This is a genomic window from Sphingomonas sp. JUb134, from assembly GCF_004341505.2.
Classification (GTDB): Bacteria; Pseudomonadota; Alphaproteobacteria; order Sphingomonadales; family Sphingomonadaceae; genus Sphingomonas.
The window spans coordinates 1,707,745-1,725,948 of sequence record NZ_SLYP02000001.1 but is presented as its reverse complement, the minus strand read 5'-3'; the positions used below and the strand labels follow the sequence as shown (position 1 = coordinate 1,725,948).

At 68.9% G+C, this 18,204-nt stretch carries 15 protein-coding genes; 11 read left to right on the top strand and 4 right to left on the bottom strand.

Going from position 1 to position 18,204, the window contains the following annotated elements:
* The first annotated feature begins 77 nt into the window (after nt 1-77).
* The 4 genes from EDF69_RS08255 to EDF69_RS08240 all read left to right on the top strand — a co-directional run bounded on the left by EDF69_RS08255 (nt 78) and on the right by EDF69_RS08240 (nt 4,167).
* Nucleotides 78-1,106, top strand: a complete 1,029-nt coding sequence (locus tag EDF69_RS08255; protein ID WP_132882773.1) for a DNA topoisomerase IB — start codon at nt 78-80, stop codon at nt 1,104-1,106.
* A 147-nt stretch (nt 1,107-1,253) separates the two neighbouring features.
* Nucleotides 1,254-3,233 (top strand): alpha/beta hydrolase family protein, encoded by a 1,980-nt coding sequence (locus EDF69_RS08250; protein WP_132882772.1) that lies wholly within the window; start codon nt 1,254-1,256, stop codon nt 3,231-3,233.
* Nucleotides 3,234-3,302: 69 nt separating this feature from the next.
* Nucleotides 3,303-3,779: a pyridoxamine 5'-phosphate oxidase family protein gene (locus tag EDF69_RS08245; RefSeq protein ID WP_132882771.1), complete on the top strand. Its 477-nt coding sequence runs from the start codon at nt 3,303-3,305 to the stop codon at nt 3,777-3,779.
* A 1-nt stretch (nt 3,780) separates the two neighbouring features.
* Entirely contained in the window at nt 3,781-4,167 is a 387-nt protein-coding gene (locus tag EDF69_RS08240; protein WP_239555389.1) for a YkvA family protein, read from the top strand.
* A 15-nt stretch (nt 4,168-4,182) separates the two neighbouring features.
* Here EDF69_RS08240 and EDF69_RS08235 read toward each other — a convergent pair whose 3' ends face one another.
* Complete coding sequence (locus EDF69_RS08235) at nt 4,183-5,415, bottom strand: polyhydroxyalkanoate depolymerase (protein ID WP_132882769.1); 1,233 nt, start codon at nt 5,413-5,415, stop codon at nt 4,183-4,185.
* A gap of 210 nt (nt 5,416-5,625) precedes the next feature.
* Between EDF69_RS08235 and EDF69_RS08230 the strand changes: the two genes are divergently transcribed.
* A complete protein-coding gene (locus EDF69_RS08230) occupies nt 5,626-7,368 on the top strand; it encodes an ABC transporter transmembrane domain-containing protein (protein ID WP_239555838.1) in 1,743 nt (580 codons plus the stop codon).
* An 87-nt stretch (nt 7,369-7,455) separates the two neighbouring features.
* Nucleotides 7,456-7,713: a hypothetical protein gene (locus tag EDF69_RS08225; protein ID WP_132882767.1), complete on the top strand. Its 258-nt coding sequence runs from the start codon at nt 7,456-7,458 to the stop codon at nt 7,711-7,713.
* A gap of 75 nt (nt 7,714-7,788) precedes the next feature.
* On the opposite strand, the gene EDF69_RS08220 is transcribed toward EDF69_RS08225, so the two are convergent.
* The 3 genes from EDF69_RS08220 to proS form a co-directional block, all read right to left on the bottom strand.
* Nucleotides 7,789-8,310, bottom strand: a complete 522-nt coding sequence (locus EDF69_RS08220; RefSeq protein ID WP_132882766.1) for a hypothetical protein — start codon at nt 8,308-8,310, stop codon at nt 7,789-7,791.
* A gap of 56 nt (nt 8,311-8,366) precedes the next feature.
* Nucleotides 8,367-10,625, bottom strand: a complete 2,259-nt coding sequence (gene rnr / locus EDF69_RS08215) for a ribonuclease R (RefSeq protein ID WP_132882765.1) — start codon at nt 10,623-10,625, stop codon at nt 8,367-8,369.
* A gap of 346 nt (nt 10,626-10,971) precedes the next feature.
* A complete protein-coding gene (gene proS, locus EDF69_RS08210) occupies nt 10,972-12,504 on the bottom strand; it encodes a proline--tRNA ligase (RefSeq protein ID WP_132882764.1) in 1,533 nt (510 codons plus the stop codon).
* A 403-nt stretch (nt 12,505-12,907) separates the two neighbouring features.
* Between proS and EDF69_RS08205 the strand changes: the two genes are divergently transcribed.
* The 5 genes from EDF69_RS08205 to EDF69_RS08185 all read left to right on the top strand — a co-directional run bounded on the left by EDF69_RS08205 (nt 12,908) and on the right by EDF69_RS08185 (nt 18,197).
* Nucleotides 12,908-13,051, top strand: coding sequence for a hypothetical protein (locus EDF69_RS08205; RefSeq protein WP_165889993.1), 144 nt, complete (start codon nt 12,908-12,910; stop codon nt 13,049-13,051).
* Nucleotides 13,052-13,181: 130 nt separating this feature from the next.
* Complete coding sequence (locus EDF69_RS08200; protein ID WP_132882763.1) at nt 13,182-14,564, top strand: O-antigen ligase family protein; 1,383 nt, start codon at nt 13,182-13,184, stop codon at nt 14,562-14,564.
* Complete coding sequence (locus EDF69_RS08195) at nt 14,561-15,247, top strand: polysaccharide biosynthesis/export family protein (protein ID WP_132882762.1); 687 nt, start codon at nt 14,561-14,563, stop codon at nt 15,245-15,247. Before EDF69_RS08200 ends, EDF69_RS08195 begins: the two co-directional genes overlap by 4 nt.
* Nucleotides 15,248-15,258: 11 nt before the next feature.
* The gene (locus EDF69_RS08190; protein WP_132882761.1) at nt 15,259-17,445 is read left to right on the top strand and encodes a GumC family protein; all 2,187 of its coding nucleotides are present in this window, start codon (nt 15,259-15,261) and stop codon (nt 17,443-17,445) included.
* The gene (locus tag EDF69_RS08185; RefSeq protein ID WP_132882760.1) at nt 17,442-18,197 is read left to right on the top strand and encodes a hypothetical protein; all 756 of its coding nucleotides are present in this window, start codon (nt 17,442-17,444) and stop codon (nt 18,195-18,197) included. The genes EDF69_RS08190 and EDF69_RS08185 overlap by 4 nt, the downstream gene beginning before the upstream one ends.
* The last annotated feature ends 7 nt before the right edge of the window (nt 18,198-18,204 follow it).

Below are 18,204 nucleotides of genomic sequence, written 5' to 3'. Positions count from 1 at the left end.
TCGAACAAGCCGCACCCTTCGCGGTTCCGGAACGAAGCGACGAGCGGCGCATTGGGAGCGACAATCGAGAGGATCCAATGACAGGCGGGGAAATACAGTTCATCGACCACGCGCAGCCGGGCATCACCCGCCGCAAGATGCGTCACGGATGGGGATATTTCGGGACGGACGGGACCCGCATCACCGATCGTGACGAGATCGACCGGCTGAACGCGATCGGCCTGCCCCCCGCATATCGCGACGCGTGGTTCTCGCCCGACCCGTTCGGCCATATCCAGGCGATCGGCTGGGACGAGCGAGGCCGCAAGCAATATCGCTACCACACCGCCTTTCGCGAAGCGCGTGAGGCGGAGAAGTACGACCGCTGCGCCCAGTTCGGCCACCTGCTGCCCAAGCTTCGCGCCAAGGTCGAAGCGGACCTTCGCCACCGTACGTTGGACAAGGATCGCGCGGTCGCGGCGGTCGTCCGGCTGCTCGACCTGGGCCGCGTACGCGTCGGCAACGAGGGCTATGCGAAGGAGAACAAGAGCTTCGGGGCGACCACGCTGCGCAAGCGGCACGCGACGCTGAAGGGCGATCGGCTGAAGCTGCAATACCGTGCCAAGTCGGGCAAGATGCGCACGCTGACCGTCACCGACGGCTCGCTGATCCGCTTCGTGAAGCGGTGCCAGGATCTGCCGGGGCAGCACCTGTTCCGCTGGGTGGACGCCGCAGGGGAGACGCATCCCGTCACCTCCACCGACGTCAACTGCTACATCCGCGAGGCGATGGGCGCCGACTACACCGCCAAACACTTCCGCACCTGGGGCGCGAGCGTGCTGGCATTCGAGGCACTGGCGACGGCACCGCACGACATCAGCCTCAAGACGATGCTGGAACCGGTGGTGGAGGCGCTCGGCAACACGCCGGCGATCGCCCGCAAATCCTATGTCCACCCGCGGCTGATCGAGTTGGTGAAACACGGCCAGACCGAGTTTCGGGAAACGCTGCGGCTGCCGCGGGCGAAACGCTATCTGAGCCGCTTCGAACGCGGCCTGATCGCTTTCCTCGAGGCGGAAGTCGAAGAGGAGATCCTGGCGGAGGCGACGGAGCGCAAGGCCGCCTGACCCTCTCCCCGCCGCACGGCACATCGTGCGGCGTTCGTCATTCTTCATCCCTTCTGGTGGTGACCCGCGCGCGCGGGCTTGCCTTGTGCCGAGTGCCTGGCCAGCATGGCCGGTCCGGCGCGGGGGCGCCGGCTGAGGGGGGGAATGATGATCAAGGGACGTTGGGCAGCCGGTCGAGCCGCGACCGGTGCGGGTCTGCTGGCACTCGCCAGCGCGGCGCTAGCGGCGGGAGGACAGCCGCTGCCGCCGGCCGGCTCGGCCGGACCGGCAGAGACTAAGGTCGCCGCGAAGCGCGCGCCGAGGCCGATCGAGGACTTCGCCGCCCTTCCGATGCTGCAATCGCCAGAGCTCTCCCCGAACGGCAAAACCTATGCCGCCCGCGTGGCGCTCAACGGCACGCTGTACCTCGCCATCATTCCCGTCGACGGCGGGCCGCCGCGATACGCAGGCCTGGGCGAGGCAGACCTGAACTGGTGGCGCTGGGTCAATGACGATTGGCTGGTGATCGGCATCGGTCGGACCAGTCCGGTCGGAGACGAGGACTGGTACGTCACCCGTGCGGTGGCGGTGAGCGCCGATGGCCAGAAGGTGCAGGTTCTGGCGAAGGACAGCGCGGCACAGAACGGCGACAACATCCTCTGGGCTGCCAACGACGGTACGGCTCGGGTGCTGCTGGGCTACCAGACGTCCATCTACAGCAACGATCCCGGCCTCTGGCCGCGGGTCGACCTTTTCGACCTGGCCACGGGCAAGCGCACCCGCGTGATGGAGGGCCAGCCCGGCGTGATGGCCTGGTACGCCGACGGCAAGGGCGCGGTGCGCATGGGCATCGGCCAATCGGATGACGGGCGCCGCCGGCGGCTGCTGTACCGCGCGGGTGACCGGGGGCGCTTCCGGACGGTCGACCGCGACGATGACGGCTCCCTGATGGTCCCGGCGCTGTTCCTCGGCGACACCGGCGGGGCGGTGACGATCGCCGACGACGAAAAGGGGTTCAGCGCGCTCTACGAGCTGGACCTGGAGACGATGACCCGTGGCAAGCAGTTGATGGCGACCGAGGGCTTCGACCTGGGTGGTGTGATCTCCGACAGCGGCGGATCGAGAGTGCTGGGCGTCGGCACCCGCACAGACCGGCCGCAGCAGCACTGGATCGATCCGGAGATCGCCAAGCTGGCCAAGCAACTCGGAGACCGGATCCGCGGCGCGCAGGTCCGGCTGGTGTCGTTCAGCCGCGACCAGTCGCGCGTGATCCTGCTGGCGAGCGGGTCCGACTCCCCGGGCGCCTATTTCCTCTATGACAAGGCGACCGACACACTCACCGACCTGGGCTTTACCAACCCGAAGATCGGGATGAAGCGGCTGCATCCGGTTCGCACGATCCGCTACAAGGCACGCGACGGCCTCGAAATCGCGGCGGTGCTCACGACGCCCAAGGGCGCGGGCCGCGACCTGCCGCTCATCGTCCTGCCCCATGGCGGCCCCTTCGCACGCGACACCGAGGAATGGGACTGGTGGACGCAGTTCCTCGCCGACCGCGGCTATGCGGTGATCCAGCCCAACTACCGCGGCTCGTCCGGCTACGGCACGCCCTTCACCGAAAAGGGCGAGGGCCAATGGGGCCTGGCGATGCAGGACGACCTGAACGATGCGGTGTCCGCGCTCGCCAAGCAGGGCATCGCCGATCCGAAGCGGGTGTGCATGGTGGGCGCCTCCTATGGCGGCTACGCGGCCTTTCGCGCTGCCGAGCGCGATCCGACGCTCTATCGCTGTGCCGTTTCCTTTGCCGGCGTCTCCGACCTCAATGCGATGCGCCGCTACGACAGCCGCTTCCTCTATTCGGGCGCACGGCGCGATTGGCTGAAGCGGCAGGCGCCGGACCTGGCGGCGGTATCGCCGATCAACAATCCGGCGGGGTTCGGCACGCCGCTGCTGGTGGTACACGGCGTCAAGGACCGGGTGGTGCCGGTGCGGCAGTCGCGAACCCTGGTCCAGCGGCTGAAGCGCGCGGGCAAGCCCGTCGACTATATCGAGCAGCCGCTCGCCGACCATCATTTCTCCCGCGAGCAGGACCGGCTGGAGTTCCTGAAGGCGTTGGAGAGCTTCCTGGCGAAGCATAACCCGGCGTGATGCGGAACGGCGTGGAAACCGCCGCGCCCCCGCTCGTTGTCCTCCCTGAGCCATTCAAGGAGGACAATGATGCCGGACAAGAGCCCGAAGGAAATCCGCGAGCAGATGTGGAAGGCGATGGCCGCCAGCCCCTATGTGATGCTGGGCACCACCACCAACCGCGAGCACTTCGAGCCGATGTACGCGGTGCTGGACGAGGACGCCGACAGCGAGTTCTGGTTCTACACGAAGAAGGACAATCGCGCAGCCGCTGGCGGCCCCGCGACCGTCCAGTTCGTGTCCAAGAACCACGACCTCTATGCGTCGCTGCGCGGTACGTTGACGACCGAGAGCGACCCGGCGGTGATCGACCGCTATTGGAACAAGCAGGTCGAGGCCTGGTACGAAGGCGGGCGCCAGGATCCGAACCTACTGATGCTGCGCTTCGACCTGACCGATGCCGAGATCTGGGAAACCGACCACAGCATCACCGGCAAGCTCAAGATGCTGACGGGCAACACCATCTATGACGAGGAAGCCGGAAGCCACACGCGGGTTACGCTCTAGCTTGCGCGCCCGACGTTTCGTCGGGCCCTCGCTCGCCCACCGGGTGCGGGTGGAAGCGCACGCCGTGTGGCTGGCGGTGCGCGACCCTCGCACACCCCTCGCCGCACGGCTGCTGGGGCTGGTGATCGCCGCCTATGCGCTGTCGCCGATCGACCTGGTGCCGGACTTCGTGCCGGTGCTGGGGCTGGTTGACGACGCGCTGCTGATTCCTGCGGGTCTCTGGCTGATCGCGCGGATGGTGCCGGCGTCGCTGCTGGTCGAACACCGCGCGACGGCCGAGGCAGCCTCTCGCCGCCCGGTCTCTTGGGCCGGGCTGGCGATGGTGGTGATGCTGTGGGCGGTGCTCGCCTGGACGGCGTGGCACTGGGCCAGAACTGCCTGGGACTGAAAGCTGGCGGCGGCTTCAGCCGCCGTGCTGCGCGATCCAGCCCTCCAGCACCGGCGCGATGCGGTTGCGCCACTTCGAGCCGTGGAAGATGCCGTAATGGCCGACACCCTCGGCCAGATGATACTGCTTCATCTCCTCGGGAAGCGCCTTTGCTAGCGTGAGCGCCGCCCGCGTCTGTCCCAGGCCGGAGATGTCGTCGCGTTCCCCTTCGATCGCCAGCAGCGCGGTGTCGGTGATCGACGCCGGGTCCACCGGGCGGCCACGATGCGTCATCGTGCCGTTGGGCAGCGCGTGGGTCTGGAACACCAGCTCGATCGTCTGGAGGTAGAACTCCGCGGTCATGTCGCAGACCGAGCGATATTCGTCGTAGAAGTCCTTGGTCGCGGATGCGCTGTCGCCGTCGCCCTCGACCAGATGTTTGAACATCTCCCAGTGGGAGATCATGTGGTTGCCGAGGTTCATGCTCATGAAGCCGGCGAGCTGGAGAAAGCCCGGGTACACCCGCCGGCCGGCGCCCGGATAGGTCATCGGCACGGTCGCGATGACATTCTGTTCAAACCAGGCGTGCGGGCGCTCGGTCGCGAGCGTGTTGACGGCGGTCGGCGCCTCGCGCGTGTCGATCGGGCCGCCCATCATGCTGAGCGTATAGGGGCGGTTCGGGTGGCGATCGCGGCCCATCGCCGCCGTTGCCGCATAGGCCGGGACCGACGGCTGGCACACCGCCAGCACATGCGCGCGGGGATCCCCCTCTGCCCCGATCGCGGCCAGGAAGTCGGTGAGGTAATCGATATAGTCGTCGAGGTCGAAGCGGCCATCCGACAGCGGCACCAGCTTCGCATCGCGCCAATCGGTGATGTAAACGTCGGCCGAGACCAGCATCCGCCGCACCGTGTCGCGCAGCAACGTCGCGTAATGGCCCGACATGGGCGCCACGATCAGCAGCTTGGGCCCACCTGTCACCCCCTCGCGGACGAAGTGCTTGAGCTGACCGAACGGCTTGCGCAACACGATCTCTTCACGAACCGCGACGTCCCGGCCGTCGACCACCGTCTGGGTGATGCCGAAGGCCGGCTTGCCGCGCGGGGCAGCCGCATGCGCGAAGACTTCCAAGGCAGACGCAAGCACCGGCCCGCCGCCGAAATAGGAAAACGGGTTCGCCGGGTTCTGGAGCAGGCCCGCGCCGAAGTTCGCCATGGCGCTGGCACCAGCCAGCATCGATCGTTGAAATTCGTAAGCGTCGTACAACATCAAGAAACCGTCCTTCGCCAGCGCGCCCGCGCAGGACGGCACTTTGTTCCACGATATAAGCCACTTCGAAGCGGCTGCAATCATCGGGCACTCGTCTACCAGAACGCACGCCGTCGCGCAGAGGTTTCGCCCGGCAGCGGTTCGCGCTAGTCGGGCGGCATGGCACTCCGTTCCTCGCAGCGCGCCGCATCGGCCGAACCGACCACGCGCATGTTGCCCGCCCTAAAGCTCGTGTGGAGCTTCACCATCCGCTACAAGCTGCAGCTTGCCGCGGCGCTGGTGTCGCTGCTGATCGCGGCAATGGCGACGCTGTGGATCCCGCGCACCTTCCAGAAGGTGGTCGACAACGGCTTTGCCGCCGGGGCCGATCCGTCGCAGATCGGCGGCTATTTCGAAGGGCTGCTGTTCGTCGTCGTTGCGCTGGCGTTCGCGACCGCCGGCCGCTTCTACTTCGTGTCGTGGCTGGGCGAGCGGACCGTGGCCGACATGCGCGCGGCGGTCCATCGCAACCTGCTGCGCATGCCGCCACGCTGGTTCGAGGAGAACCGACCGTCCGAGATCGCGTCGCGCCTGACCGCCGACACCGCCATCGTCGAGCAGATCGTCGGCACCACCGTCTCGACCGCGCTGCGCAACCTGCTGATCGGCATCGGTGGCGTGATCTACCTGTTCGCGCTTGCACCCAAGTTGGCCGCCTATCTCATCATCGGCATCCCGCTGGTGGTGACCCCGATCATCTGGATGGGCTCGCGGGTGCGCAAGCTGTCGCGCTCCAGCCAGGACCGGATCGCCGACATCGGCGCCATCGCGTCGGAGACGCTGGGCGCGATGAAGATCGTGCAGGCGTTCGGGCAGGAGAAGCGCGAGGCGGAGCGCTTCCAGTCGGCGGTGGAGGCGGGCTTCGGCGTGGCGCGCCGCCGTTTCGGCACCCGCGCGATCATGACCGCGATGGTGATCGGGCTATTGTTCGGTGCGATCACGCTGATCCTGTGGGATGCCGTCAGCGACGTCGCCTCGGGCCGCACGACCGGCGGCGCGCTGACCGCCTTCGTCATCACCGCGGCGCTGGTGACCGGTTCGTTCGGCGCGCTGACGGAGGTCTATGGCGACCTGCTGCGCGCTTCGGGCGCCGCCGGCCGTCTCGCCGAGCTGCTCGCCCAGGAGCCCGAAATCCGTGCCCCGGCCAATCCGGTGGCGCTGCCGCAGCCGCCACAGGGCGCGCTGGCCTTCGCGAACGTCGCGTTCCGCTATCCCACCCGCCCGGACGTGGCGGCGCTCACCGACTTCTCGCTCGAGGTCGCACCCGGGGAGACGGTGGCGGTGGTCGGGCCGTCCGGTGCGGGTAAGTCGACGCTGTTCCAGCTGCTCCAGCGCTTCTACGATCCGGCGAGCGGCGCGGTGTCGGTCGACGGGGTGAACGTGCGCGATGCCGATCCGGCAGAAGTGCGCGCGCGCATCGCCATGGTGCCGCAGGAGACGGTGATCTTCGGTGCCTCGGCGCGCGACAATCTGCGCTACGGCCGTTGGGACGCGAGCGACGAGGCGATCTGGGCAGCGGCGGATGCCGCCAACGCCAGCGAGTTCCTCCGCGCGCTGCCGGAAGGGCTCGACACCTTCCTGGGAGAAGGCGGCGCACGCCTGTCGGGTGGCCAGCGCCAGCGGATCGCGATCGCCCGCGCCCTGCTGCGCGACAGCCCGATCCTGCTGCTGGACGAAGCCACCTCCGCGCTCGATGCCGAGAGCGAACGTCTGGTGCAGGACGCGCTGGAGCATCTGATGACCGGCCGCACCACGCTGGTGATCGCCCACCGTCTCGCCACCGTGCGCGCCGCCGGCCGCATCATCGTCATGGACGAAGGGCGGATCGTCGAGAGCGGCACCCATGGCGAACTGATCGCCCGCGGCGGCCTCTACGCGCGCTTGGCGGCGTTGCAGTTCAACCAGGCCGTCTGAAGGACCCACTAGTACCGTAGAAGCGAATAGCGCTTCCTCTACCGGGTCACCGCGTTACCTTCCGCTCGGGACTTTCAGGAGGGTATGATGCGAACGATGATTCTTGCGGTTCTTCTTGGCGCACTGAGCGGAGGCACGGCGCTCGCGCAGGGGAACGACAAAGGCGCGGCGGTGGATCAGCCGGGATCGGAGGCTTCCGAGAAGAAGATCTGCCGGCGTATGCAGGTCACCGGCAGCATCCTGGCGGGGAAACGCGTCTGCCACACCAGGGCCGAATGGACGGAGATCGACAGGGCTAACCAGGACGCGCTGGAGCAGGCTCGTCGGTCGCGCGGCACCCGCTAACGGCACAGGAGACCCGGCCCCTGCCGTCTCGCCGGCAGGGGCGCCAGGGCTGTCCAAGGCCGTACGGCTAGCGACCTATTGCGGGGGCTTGGCGGGCGCGCAACGGACGCGGCGTAGCGCATAGCTCGCGAACGGCTGCTCGCCGCCCTTCGCGTCGCGCGCGATGATGGTCCATCCGAGCTGCTCGCCGGCCGGACGCCACCGGTTGACGAATTCCGCGTCGGAGTACGGGTAGCTGATGTCGAAGCCGGCGGGCTGGACTGAGCCCGTGCCGGTCGCCGTCATGCTGCCGCCGAAGCTGTCGGACCAGAAACCGATCACCTCGCCAGCCCCTTTGCCGCCGCCGAACACCAGATGCGCGGCATAGCGGTCCGAAGGATCGGCGACCGCGACGCTGCTCGCATCGAGGGTTAAAATCGCGCCGAGCGCCACCGGGCGAGCCTCGACGGCGATGGTAACCGGCTTGCCCATCACCTCGCCCCTGCCCGTCCAGCAGCCCTCCAGCTGTCGCACTGCATCGGGCGCGCGCGCAGGCTCCTCGGCGGCGGCCGTCGACGCCATCAGTACGGCCACGGCTACCAGCATCCGCTTCATCATTATCCCCCATGTCCCCGCCACCGGGTGTGGCGGGAAGCGGGGTCCCGGGCAAGAGGCTAGCGCTTGCGTCCCTGGTGGCGGATGTTGCCCGGGCGCCCGCGGCGCTTCAGCACCCTTGGCGGCCGGCGGCTCGGCTCTCGATCGCCGCGACCGCCGCCGTCAGGCGCTCCGCCGGCCGATCCCTTGCCGTCGACCAGTTCGAAGCGCAGCGCGCCCGACACCGGGTTCGCCTCGACCAGCCGAAGCGGCAGGCGCTGGCCGAGCGTGAATTCCTCACCGCTGTGGTCGCCCACCAGCCGCTGGCCCTTCTCATCGTAGCGGAAATATTCGCGGCCGAGATCGCGGGCCGGCACCAGCCCGTCGCCGCCAATGCCGTCCACCGTCGCGAAGAAGCCGAAGCTCTGCACACCGGTGATTCGCGCCTCCATGACGCTGCCGACGTGCTCGGACAGATAGGCGGCGACGTAGCGATCCACCGTTTCGCGCTCCGCCTCCATCGCGCGGCGTTCCAGCGCGCTGATGACTTCGCCAGTGCGCTCCATCGTCGCCATGTCCTCGGCGACGCCGCCGGGACCAAGGCCATAGGAGGCGACCAGGCCGCGATGCACCACCAGGTCGGCATAGCGGCGGATCGGCGAAGTGAAGTGCGCGTAGCTGCCGAGCGACAGGCCGAAGTGGCCGTGGTTCGCCGGCCCGTAATAAGCCTGGGTCTGCGAGCGCAGCACCTGCTCCATCACCTGCGGGCGGAACGCCGCCTCCCCCACCTTGTCGAGGATGCGGTTGAAGGTGGCGGGCTTCACCACCTGCCCCAGCGCGAAGGGGATGTCGAACGTCTCGAGATAGTCCTTGAGCGCGACCAGCTTCTCGCGGCTCGGCGGCTCGTGGATGCGGTACATGACCGGCGCCTTCTTCCCCTCCAGCGCCTTGGCGGCGGCGACGTTGGCCGCGATCATATAGTCCTCGATCAGCTTGTGCGCGTCGAGCCGCTCGCGCGGCGCGACCGACAGGATCCGCCCCTTCTCATCCAGCACGATCCGGCGCTCGGGCAGGTCGAGGTCGAGTGGCTCGCGGGCTTCGCGCGCCTTGTAGAGCGCGCGCCAGCAATCCCAGAGCGGGCGCAACGCGGTGTCGACCAGCTCCGGTGCCACTTTGTCACCGGTGCCGTCGATCGCCGCCTGCGCGTCCTCGTAGGCGATGTTCGCCGCGACGCGGATCACCGCGCGGGTGAAGCGCCAGCCCTTGAGCTTGCCGTCCTTTGCGACCTGCAGGTGGCAGGCAAGCGCGGCGCGATCCACGCCCTCCTTCAACGAACACACGTCGGCGGACAGCGTCTCCGGCAGCATCGGCACGACGCGATCGGGGAAATAGACGCTGTTGCCGCGCTTGCGCGCCTCGCGGTCGAGCGCGCCGCCCGGACGCACGTAGAAGCTGACATCGGCGATCGCGACGATCGCCTTCCAGCCGTCGGGATTCGAGGGATCGTCATCGGGCGCGGCCCAGACGGCATCGTCATGGTCGCGCGCGTCGGCGGGGTCGATCGCGACGATCGGCAGGTCGCGCAGGTCTTCGCGGTCGTCGCCCAGCGGCGCCTTGGCGATGCGCTCCGCCTCCTCGATCACCTCGGCGCCGAACACGTCGGGGATCGAGTGCTTGTGGATCGCGATCAACGAGAAGCTGCGCGCTTCAAAGGGGTCACCCAGCCGCTGGGTCACGCGCGCGGTGATCCGCGGCGGACGCCCCGCCTTTTCAGCGAGAACCAGGTCGCCCGGGCTTGCGCCCCCGGCATCCGAGACCATGATGTCGCGGCGCTCCTTCTTTTCCACGCCCTGGAGCCACAGCTTGCCGCCCTCTTCGTGGAGGACGCCCAGCATCAGTTCCTCGCCGCGCGCGAGCGTCTTCATCGGATGCGCGATCCAGCCGGAGCCCGCCTCCTCGGTGCGTGCGAGCACGCGGTCGCCGACGCCGAGCGCCGACCGCTTGCCCTTCTCCCGGATGCGCAGCCGCGGCGGGGGCGTCTCCGCCTCCCAGCGCTCGGGCACGGCCCAGACGCTGCCGCCGTCGTCGACATCGGCCACGCGCAGCACCGTGACCTTCGGAAGGCCCCCCATCTTGTGGAAGGCACGACCGGGGGCGCTGTCGATCAGCCCCTCGTCCGCCATGTCCTTCAGAAGCGCCTTGAGCGAAATCTTCTGCTGGGCCGAAAGGCCGAAGGCGCGCGCGATCTCGCGCTTCCCGGCCGGCGTGTCCGACGTGGTGATGAAGTCGAGGATCTGCTCGCGCGTCGGGAGGCCGGGGGCGATTTGTTTCTTTGCCATGTGGCGCAAAGATAGGCGCGCGGGGCCGCAAGGCCAATGGACTGCGTGACCGTCGCTGAACTTACCGCCCGTTAACTCCTGGGCACCTAGCCTGCTCGCGAAGCGGGGGCTTCAGAAGAGGTGCGTAGATGCCCACCAATCAAATGATCGTCGTGTTCATCGTCCTGGTCGTCGCGGCGGCCTTCCTGTTCCTGTGGCGCCGCCGCGACACCGGCCACACCTCGGACGACCACCGCTGAGGGCATGGAGCGGGAGGCTCCCGCGCCGTGTGGCCGCTACCCTGTCGTGCTTCCGCGCAGGCGGAACACGGCTTTGGTGAGGGGAAGTCCCCCTCACCTTTGATCGCTCAATAGGCGCGGCCGATCAGGATCCGCTCGACCGACGGACGCCCCGTGAAGACGCACGGGCCTTCGTCATGGCCGGTCTGCGCCGTGGGCGCGTTGCGGATGGTGAGCTTCAGCGCCTTTAGCCGCTCGACCACCTGATCGAGCTCGGCGCCGGTCGGGCGCACCCAGCGCACGTCCACCCAACCCGGGTTCACGACGCCTTCCGCAAAATGCGCCTCCACGCCCGCCCAGTCGTCCACCGGGGTGATGCGGGCGCGCAGCTTCTCGACCGACTGGTCGTGCAGGGCGGTCTGGATCGCCTCCAGCGTTGCGCCGACCTCGCCGACGAAGCCGTCGCGCGGCAGGATCGCGCTGTCGAGCTTGCCGTCCTCGCGGTACAGCCGGTCGCGGCGCAGCACCGAGACGTTGCCGCCCGCGGCATCGCGCGGGCCCACCTCGACGATGATGGGCGCGCCCTTCTTCACCCAGCCCCAGCGCTTGTTTGCGGCCTTGGCGGGCTTCAGGTCGAGCAGCGCACGCACCGGCTCGCCGAGCGCGCTCTGGCCGGCGAGTGCCGCCTGCAGTTCGCGGCAATAGCCGACGACTTCCTCGTCCTCCGGCTTGTCGCGCAGCATCGGCACGATCACCACCTGCCACGGCGCGATCTTGGGCGGCACGCGCAGGCCGTCGTCGTCGCCGTGCACCATGATGACGCCGCCGATCATGCGCGTCGACACGCCCCAGCTGGTGGTGTTCGCCAGTTCCAGTTCGCCGTTCGCGTTCTGGAAGCGGATGTTCTGCGCCTTGGCGAAGTTGGTGCCCAGGAAGTGCGAGGTGCCGGCCTGCAGCGCCTTGCCGTCCTGCATCATCGCCTCGATGCTGTAGGTGGCGACCGCGCCCGGGAAGCGCTCGTTCTCCGGCTTCTCGCCCGCGATCACATGAACGGCCAGGCAATCCTCGGAAAAGCGGCGGTAGAGTTCCAGGATCTTGAGCGTCTCCTCGCGCGCCTCTTCGGCGGTGGCGTGGGCGGTATGCCCCTCCTGCCACAGGAACTCGCTGGTGCGCAGGAACATGCGGGTGCGCATTTCCCAGCGCACGACGTTCGCCCACTGGTTGATGAGCACCGGCAGGTCGCGCCACGACTGCACCCAGCGCGAAAAGGCGGTGCCGATCACCGTCTCCGACGTCGGCCGCACGACCAGCGGCTCTTCGAGTTTCGCTTCCGGGTCCGGCACCAGCCCGCCCTTCCCGTCCGCCACCAGGCGGTGGTGGGTGACGACCGCCATCTCCTTGGCGAAGCCCTCGACGTGCTCGGCTTCCTTTTCGAAGTAGCTCAGCGGGATGAACAGCGGGAAATAGCAGTTCTCGTGACCCGTCGCCTTGATCTGGTCGTCGAGCAGCCGCTGGATGCGTTCCCAAATGCCATAGCCCCAGGGCCGGATGACCATGCAGCCGCGCACGCCGGATTCCTCGGCGAGGTCGGCCTCGGTGATAACGGACTGGTACCAGGCCGCGAAGTCGGCCTCGCGAGTGACGGGGAGCGCGTGTTTCATGGAAAGCGCCGATAGCGCCGTCCGAGCGCCGCGTCATCTACCCACGCGCAATCCGCGGCACCGGATGTGGTTCTTTCGCGCGTCCCGGGTTCTTGGCCTGCAACTCCGATTTACTTGGCCGGGTGCAACGACGGGAAAGAAGAGATCCTGTAGACTGACCCGGTTTGGGGCAGTCCATCAATGCTCTACCGGCAGTTTTTCTTGATTGTACATGTTGCCAACTGATCCGATTACGATAGTGTTAACTATAGACAGAGAATCGGGGGATCGGATGTCGCTAAGCGGGGGAGTGCTGAAAGCAGCCATATTTATCGCGGTGACGCTCGGAAGCGTCGCAAGCGCAGCGGCCGCCCAGAGGTCTGAGGATTCGCTTCCACGAATGCGTGCGGCCGCGCAACGATCGGTGGCATCCCGGCGCGCAGTCGCGCCGGTGGCCGAAGCCAATCGCCTGATCGGGCTGCCGCTCTTCCTCGGCCTTGGCATCGGCACGGCAGTCGCGGTGACCGTCGCCATGGCGGCTTCGGGCCAACCCGACAGCGAAGGCTGATCGCCGGCATCGCGCCGCCAACCGGCGCGATCCGAACATCGCATGGCGCGCCGGCAACCGCCGGCGCCCGCTCCCTTCCTGTCGCGGTCGCTCCGGCCGGAGCGGAACCGTGCTTGCGCGAGTTGCGTCCATGATCTCGGCAACAACGTGGAATGCGGCGGCACGCGCGGATCGTGCCGGGAGGACGGGCCTGCCGGACGTCCGGGCGGCATTGTGCCTGGGACTGGTGACGGTCGGGCTGCTGATCGGGGGCGGCGGATCGCCGGCACCCCGTACGGAATTGGCGGTGGAGCTCGCCGCGATCGGTGCTGCGATCCTCTGGTCGCTCCTCCCCGCAGAGGCCCCAGTCCGTGTCGATCGGCTGCCGATCATCCTCGCCGCGGCATTGCCGGGCGTTGCGCTCCTGCAGCTCGTGCCCCTGCCGCCCCAGCTCTGGCAGGGACTTCCGGGACGCGAGACGGAGCTTGCCGCGCTCCAACTCGTCGGAGCGGCCGGGCAGTGGATGCCGCTGTCGATGACCCCGGACCGCACCCTCGCCTCGGCGCTGTCCCTGATCCCGCCGCTGGTGGTGCTCACGTTCGTGATCCATGCTCCGCTTGCCGAGCGGACCAGGCTGCTCGCGGTGGTGATCGCAGCCGCCACGCTCTCGGCCATCGTCGGCGTGGTGCAGGTGGCGAGGGGAAGTGCGGGAGGGCTCCGCTTCTACGGCAGCCGCGGCTTCACGTACGCCAGCGGCTTGTTCGCCAATCGCAACGCCGCTGCCGACTTGTTGCTCGCCGGGCTGGTCGCGATGCTCGCATTGGCCTTCTCGCGTCCGGAACTGCTGCGCACTCTCTCTGCGCGCCTCGCCTGGTCGATGCTGGCGCTGTTCCTGCTGCTCTCGGTGGCGCTGACCCGCTCGCGCGCCGGGATGATGCTGGTTCTCGTGCCGGTGATGCTCGCGCCCCTGACGCTGCGGCCCTGGCGCTTCGACCGGCGGCGGGCGTTCGGCTGGGCGGCTGCGACACTGGGGATCGGCGGCGCGGCGCTGGCGCTCGCCAGCGGCAGCCCGGCACTGCGCCATAGCTGGCAACGGTTCGCGCTGGCGCCCGACAATCGCGCCGATCTCCGAATCGACACGCTGCATGCGATCGCGCGGAGCTGGCCCGCCGGCTCTGGATTCGGCAGTTTCGTCCCGGTCTTTGCCGCGGCCGAGCGGCTGGAGACAGTGGACTCCTCCCCCGCCAATCGCGCGCACAACGATTATCTGGAGTTCACCCTGGAAGCCGGAGCCGCCGCCCCGCTGCTGCTGCTCGCGGCCGTCGCCGCGATCCTTCGGCGCGCCGCGCCGCTGCTGCGCGCCGGCATTGAGCGAGAGCGCCGTGCCCAGCTGCTGTTTGCGCTCGCCACACTCGGCATCTTCGCGCTGCACGCCTTCGTCGATTACCCGATGCGGGCGATGACGCTCGCCTGCGTCGCCGCAATCGCAGCCGGCATGCTCGCCCATCCGCCGCGATCCGGAGGGGTCGCATGATGCGCCTGCGTCCGATCGTCCTGCTCGCCGCAGGGCTGCTTCCCGCCTGCCAGTCGCCGCGCGCGGGGCTTCCGCACGGGCCCGCTGCCTATGCAGTGATCCCGCCGCCTGCGTCCGGCACCACCCGCGCCGCATACCGCATCGGCCCGCTCGACGTGCTCGCCATCACCGTTTTCCAGGAGCCGGAGCTGTCGCAGCGCGACGTGCAGGTCGACGCGTCCGGCAACCTGCTGATGCCCCTGGTCGGAACCGTGCAGGCCCGCGGCAAGACGGCGCATCAGCTCTCCCGCGAGATCGCCGAGCGACTCGGCACCGAGTATCTGGTCGACCCGCAGGTCACCGTCACGGTCACCGCCTCCGTCTCGCAGCAGGTGACGGTGGAGGGCAACGTCACCATGCCCGGCGTCTACGACATCACGGGTGCGCCGACCCTGCTGGAGGCGCTGGCCCGCGCCCGAAGTCCGACGCGAGTCGCACGGCTGCAGGAAGTGGTGGTGTTCCGTACGATCGATGGCCGGCGCGCGGGCGCCGTGTTCGACGTAGCCGCGATCCGCAACGGCCGGGCACCCGATCCGGAGCTGCTCGGCGGCGACGTGGTGGTCGTGGGCTTCGACGCCGTGAAAGGCGCCTTCCGCGACTTCCTCACCACCGCGCCGCTCGTCAGCGCGTTCCGCACCTTCTAGGAGCGCCGGCCTTGTCCCTCGCCTCCGTACCCGTCGCTCCCCTGCCCCGAGCCGCGGAACCGGCGCCCGACGCGACCCTCCGCTTCGACCTGACGGCGCTGCTCGCGATGCTCGGCCGCAATCGCCTGCTCATCGCCGCGACGCTGGCAACGGCACTGCTTGGCGGCCTGATCGTGACGCTGTTGATCAGCCCCAGATATGTCGCAACCGCCAGCATCCAGATCGACCAGGAAGCCGATCGCGTGCTGGAAGGCACCGAGGTGCAGCCGCAGGCCGGCTATGCCGATGCGGAGCGCTTTCTTCAGACCCAGGCGGACGTGTTGCGGAGCCGGGCGCTCGCGATCCGGGTGGCGGAGCGGCTGAAGCTGTTCGGTGATGCCGCCTTCTTTCGTGCGATGGAGGCACCGCTGCCGCAGGAGGCGCCGACCGCAGCCGGAACCGCCCGCAGCCGGGAAGCGACCCTGCGGCTGCTCCAGGAGCATCTCGCCGTCGAACTGCCGCGCAACTCCCGCGTCGCCAGGCTCGCGTTCGAGAGCACCGACGCGGAGATCGCCGCACGCGTCGCCAACGCCTACGCTGGCGAGTTCATCGAGGCGAACCTTCAGCGGAAGTTCGACAGCTCCGCATATGCGCGCGAATTCCTGTCGCGCCAGCTGGCGGCCGCAAAGCTGCGGCTGGAGGAATCGGAGCGCGCCCTGACCCGTTATGCGCGAGCGGCCCGGCTCATCCGAACCGCGGACGCCGATGAAGGATCGCCCTCCGGCATGCCGGGCTCGGTCACCGCGGCCAGCCTCGTACAGCTGAACGCCGCCGCCAATGACGCCCGCGCCGCCCGCATCGCCGCCGAACAGAAGTGGCGCTCGATCGCGCAGGTGCCCGTCCTCAACATACCGGAGGTACTCGGCAATCAGGCCGTCGAACGACTGCTGGAGCAGCGCGCAGCCGGCGCCGCCGAGCTGCAGCGTGAACGCGCACGCCACCTGAGCGGGCATCCCGGCGTGCGCCAGCTGGAGGCCCAGCAGGCGGAGCTGGACCGGCAGGTCTCCACCCTTGCGACGGCCATCCGCAGCTCGATCCACGACCAGTATCGCGATGCGCTGGGCCGCGAACGCGCGCTGGCGGAGCAGGTGGACGCGCTTAAGGGAGCTACGCTTGCCGAGCAGGACCGCAGCGTGCGCTACGCCATCCTGGCACGGGAGGCGGACACCAATCGCACCCTCTATGACGGGCTGCTCCAGCGCTACAAGGAGCTGAGCGCCGCAGCGGGGATCAACGCGAACAACCTGTCGATCGTCGATGTGGCCGAGCCGCCGCTTGCCCCCTCTTCACCGAAACTGGCGCTCAACCTGGTCGCCGCGCTGGCACTCGGCCTGATCCTGGCAGGCGCGGCGGTGCTGGTGCGCGAGCAGTTCGACGACGCGGTGCGGGCACCTGATGAGGTCGAGGGCAAGCTGGGCCTCCCCCTGCTGGGAGCCATTCCGCTGGTCCAGGACATCGCGGCCGAGGCGGCGCGGCCACGGTCCCCCGCCGGCGAGGCGTATAATGCGCTGCGCAGCGCGCTGCTGCATGCCAGCCCGCACGGGCTACCGCGTACGCTCCTGGTGACGAGCAGCCAGCCGGGCGAAGGCAAGTCGACCTCGAGCTATGCGATCGCCGCCGGCCTCGCGCGCCTCGGCAAGCGGGTCGTGCTGGTCGACCTCGATCTTCGCCGGCCGTCGCTCCACCGGATGCTCGACCTTCCGAACGGCTGCGGAGTGAGCGACGTGCTCGCCCGCGAGGCACGGCTGGAAAGCGCGTTGCAGCACGCGCAGGCGCTCGGTTTCGCTGTCCTGACGGCGGGTCCGGCGGCGCCGAACCCTGCGGAGCTCCTTGGCAGCGCGAGCATGGCGGAGATGATGGCTACGCTGGTGGAGCGGTTCGAGGCGATCGTGCTCGATGCGCCGCCGGTGCTCGGCCTCGCGGATGCGCCGACGCTCGCCGCGCAGGCGGAGGCGACGGTGTTCGTGGTCGAGGCAGGGCGTCGCGGCAGGGGCGCCACCAAGGCGGCGCTGCGCCGGCTGCGCGCCGAACGCGCCGCCATACTGGGCGTGGTGCTCACCAAGTTCGACCTGCGGAAGGCTGGCGCCGGCCAACGCTACTACCGCAGCGGCTACTACAACTATGGCGAGCCCGACACGCTCCGGCAGGCGGCCGAATGAGCGCGCGTGCGATCCTGACGATCGTAGGCCCCGTGCCGCTAGCGCTTGCGTGCCTCGCCAGTGCCGCCGACCGTATGGGCGTGCCGCTCGGCCTGCTGCCAGCACGTCTCGCGTCCGGTGCCTCAATCCGGGCGGCGCGGGAGGCGTTCGTCTCGGCCGATCCGATGGCGGCGCGCGCTCGCGCGGCAGCCGCGGTCGCCGCCAGCCCGATGAACGCTGGCGCGAGCGCCTTGCTGGGTGCGGTGGACCTGAAGTCGGGCGATCCGCTACCTGCGCACGATGCCTTTGCGGTCAGCGCGCGGCTCGGATGGCGCAATCCGGCCGCGCAGCTCTATTGGCTGGGTGTCGGCCTGGAAGCGCAGGACTACGCGCTTGCGGCCGAGCGGCTCGACGCGCTGCTGCGTACCGGGCAGCGCAGCGCGGCCATCCATGCGGCGCTCTTGCAGTTGGAAGCCTCGCCCGCTGGCCGTTCGGCACTGGCGACGCACCTCCTGGCTGCATCGAACTGGCGGGAAGCATTTGTCGCGAGCACCGGCGCCCTCTCCGGCACACCACTCGCCCGGCGGATCGCAGTGCTGCAGCGGGCCCGCGCCGGCGGCATGCCCGTCGACTGCAAAGCCGTCGCGGCGACGGTACGGACCCTGTTCGACCGCGGCGCCTGGCAGGCCGCATCTCACCTGTGGCGCGCGACCTGCGCGTCGACCGGCCCGAACGCACGGACAAGAGACGTGGAGCAGACAACCAGACGCTGACGATCTT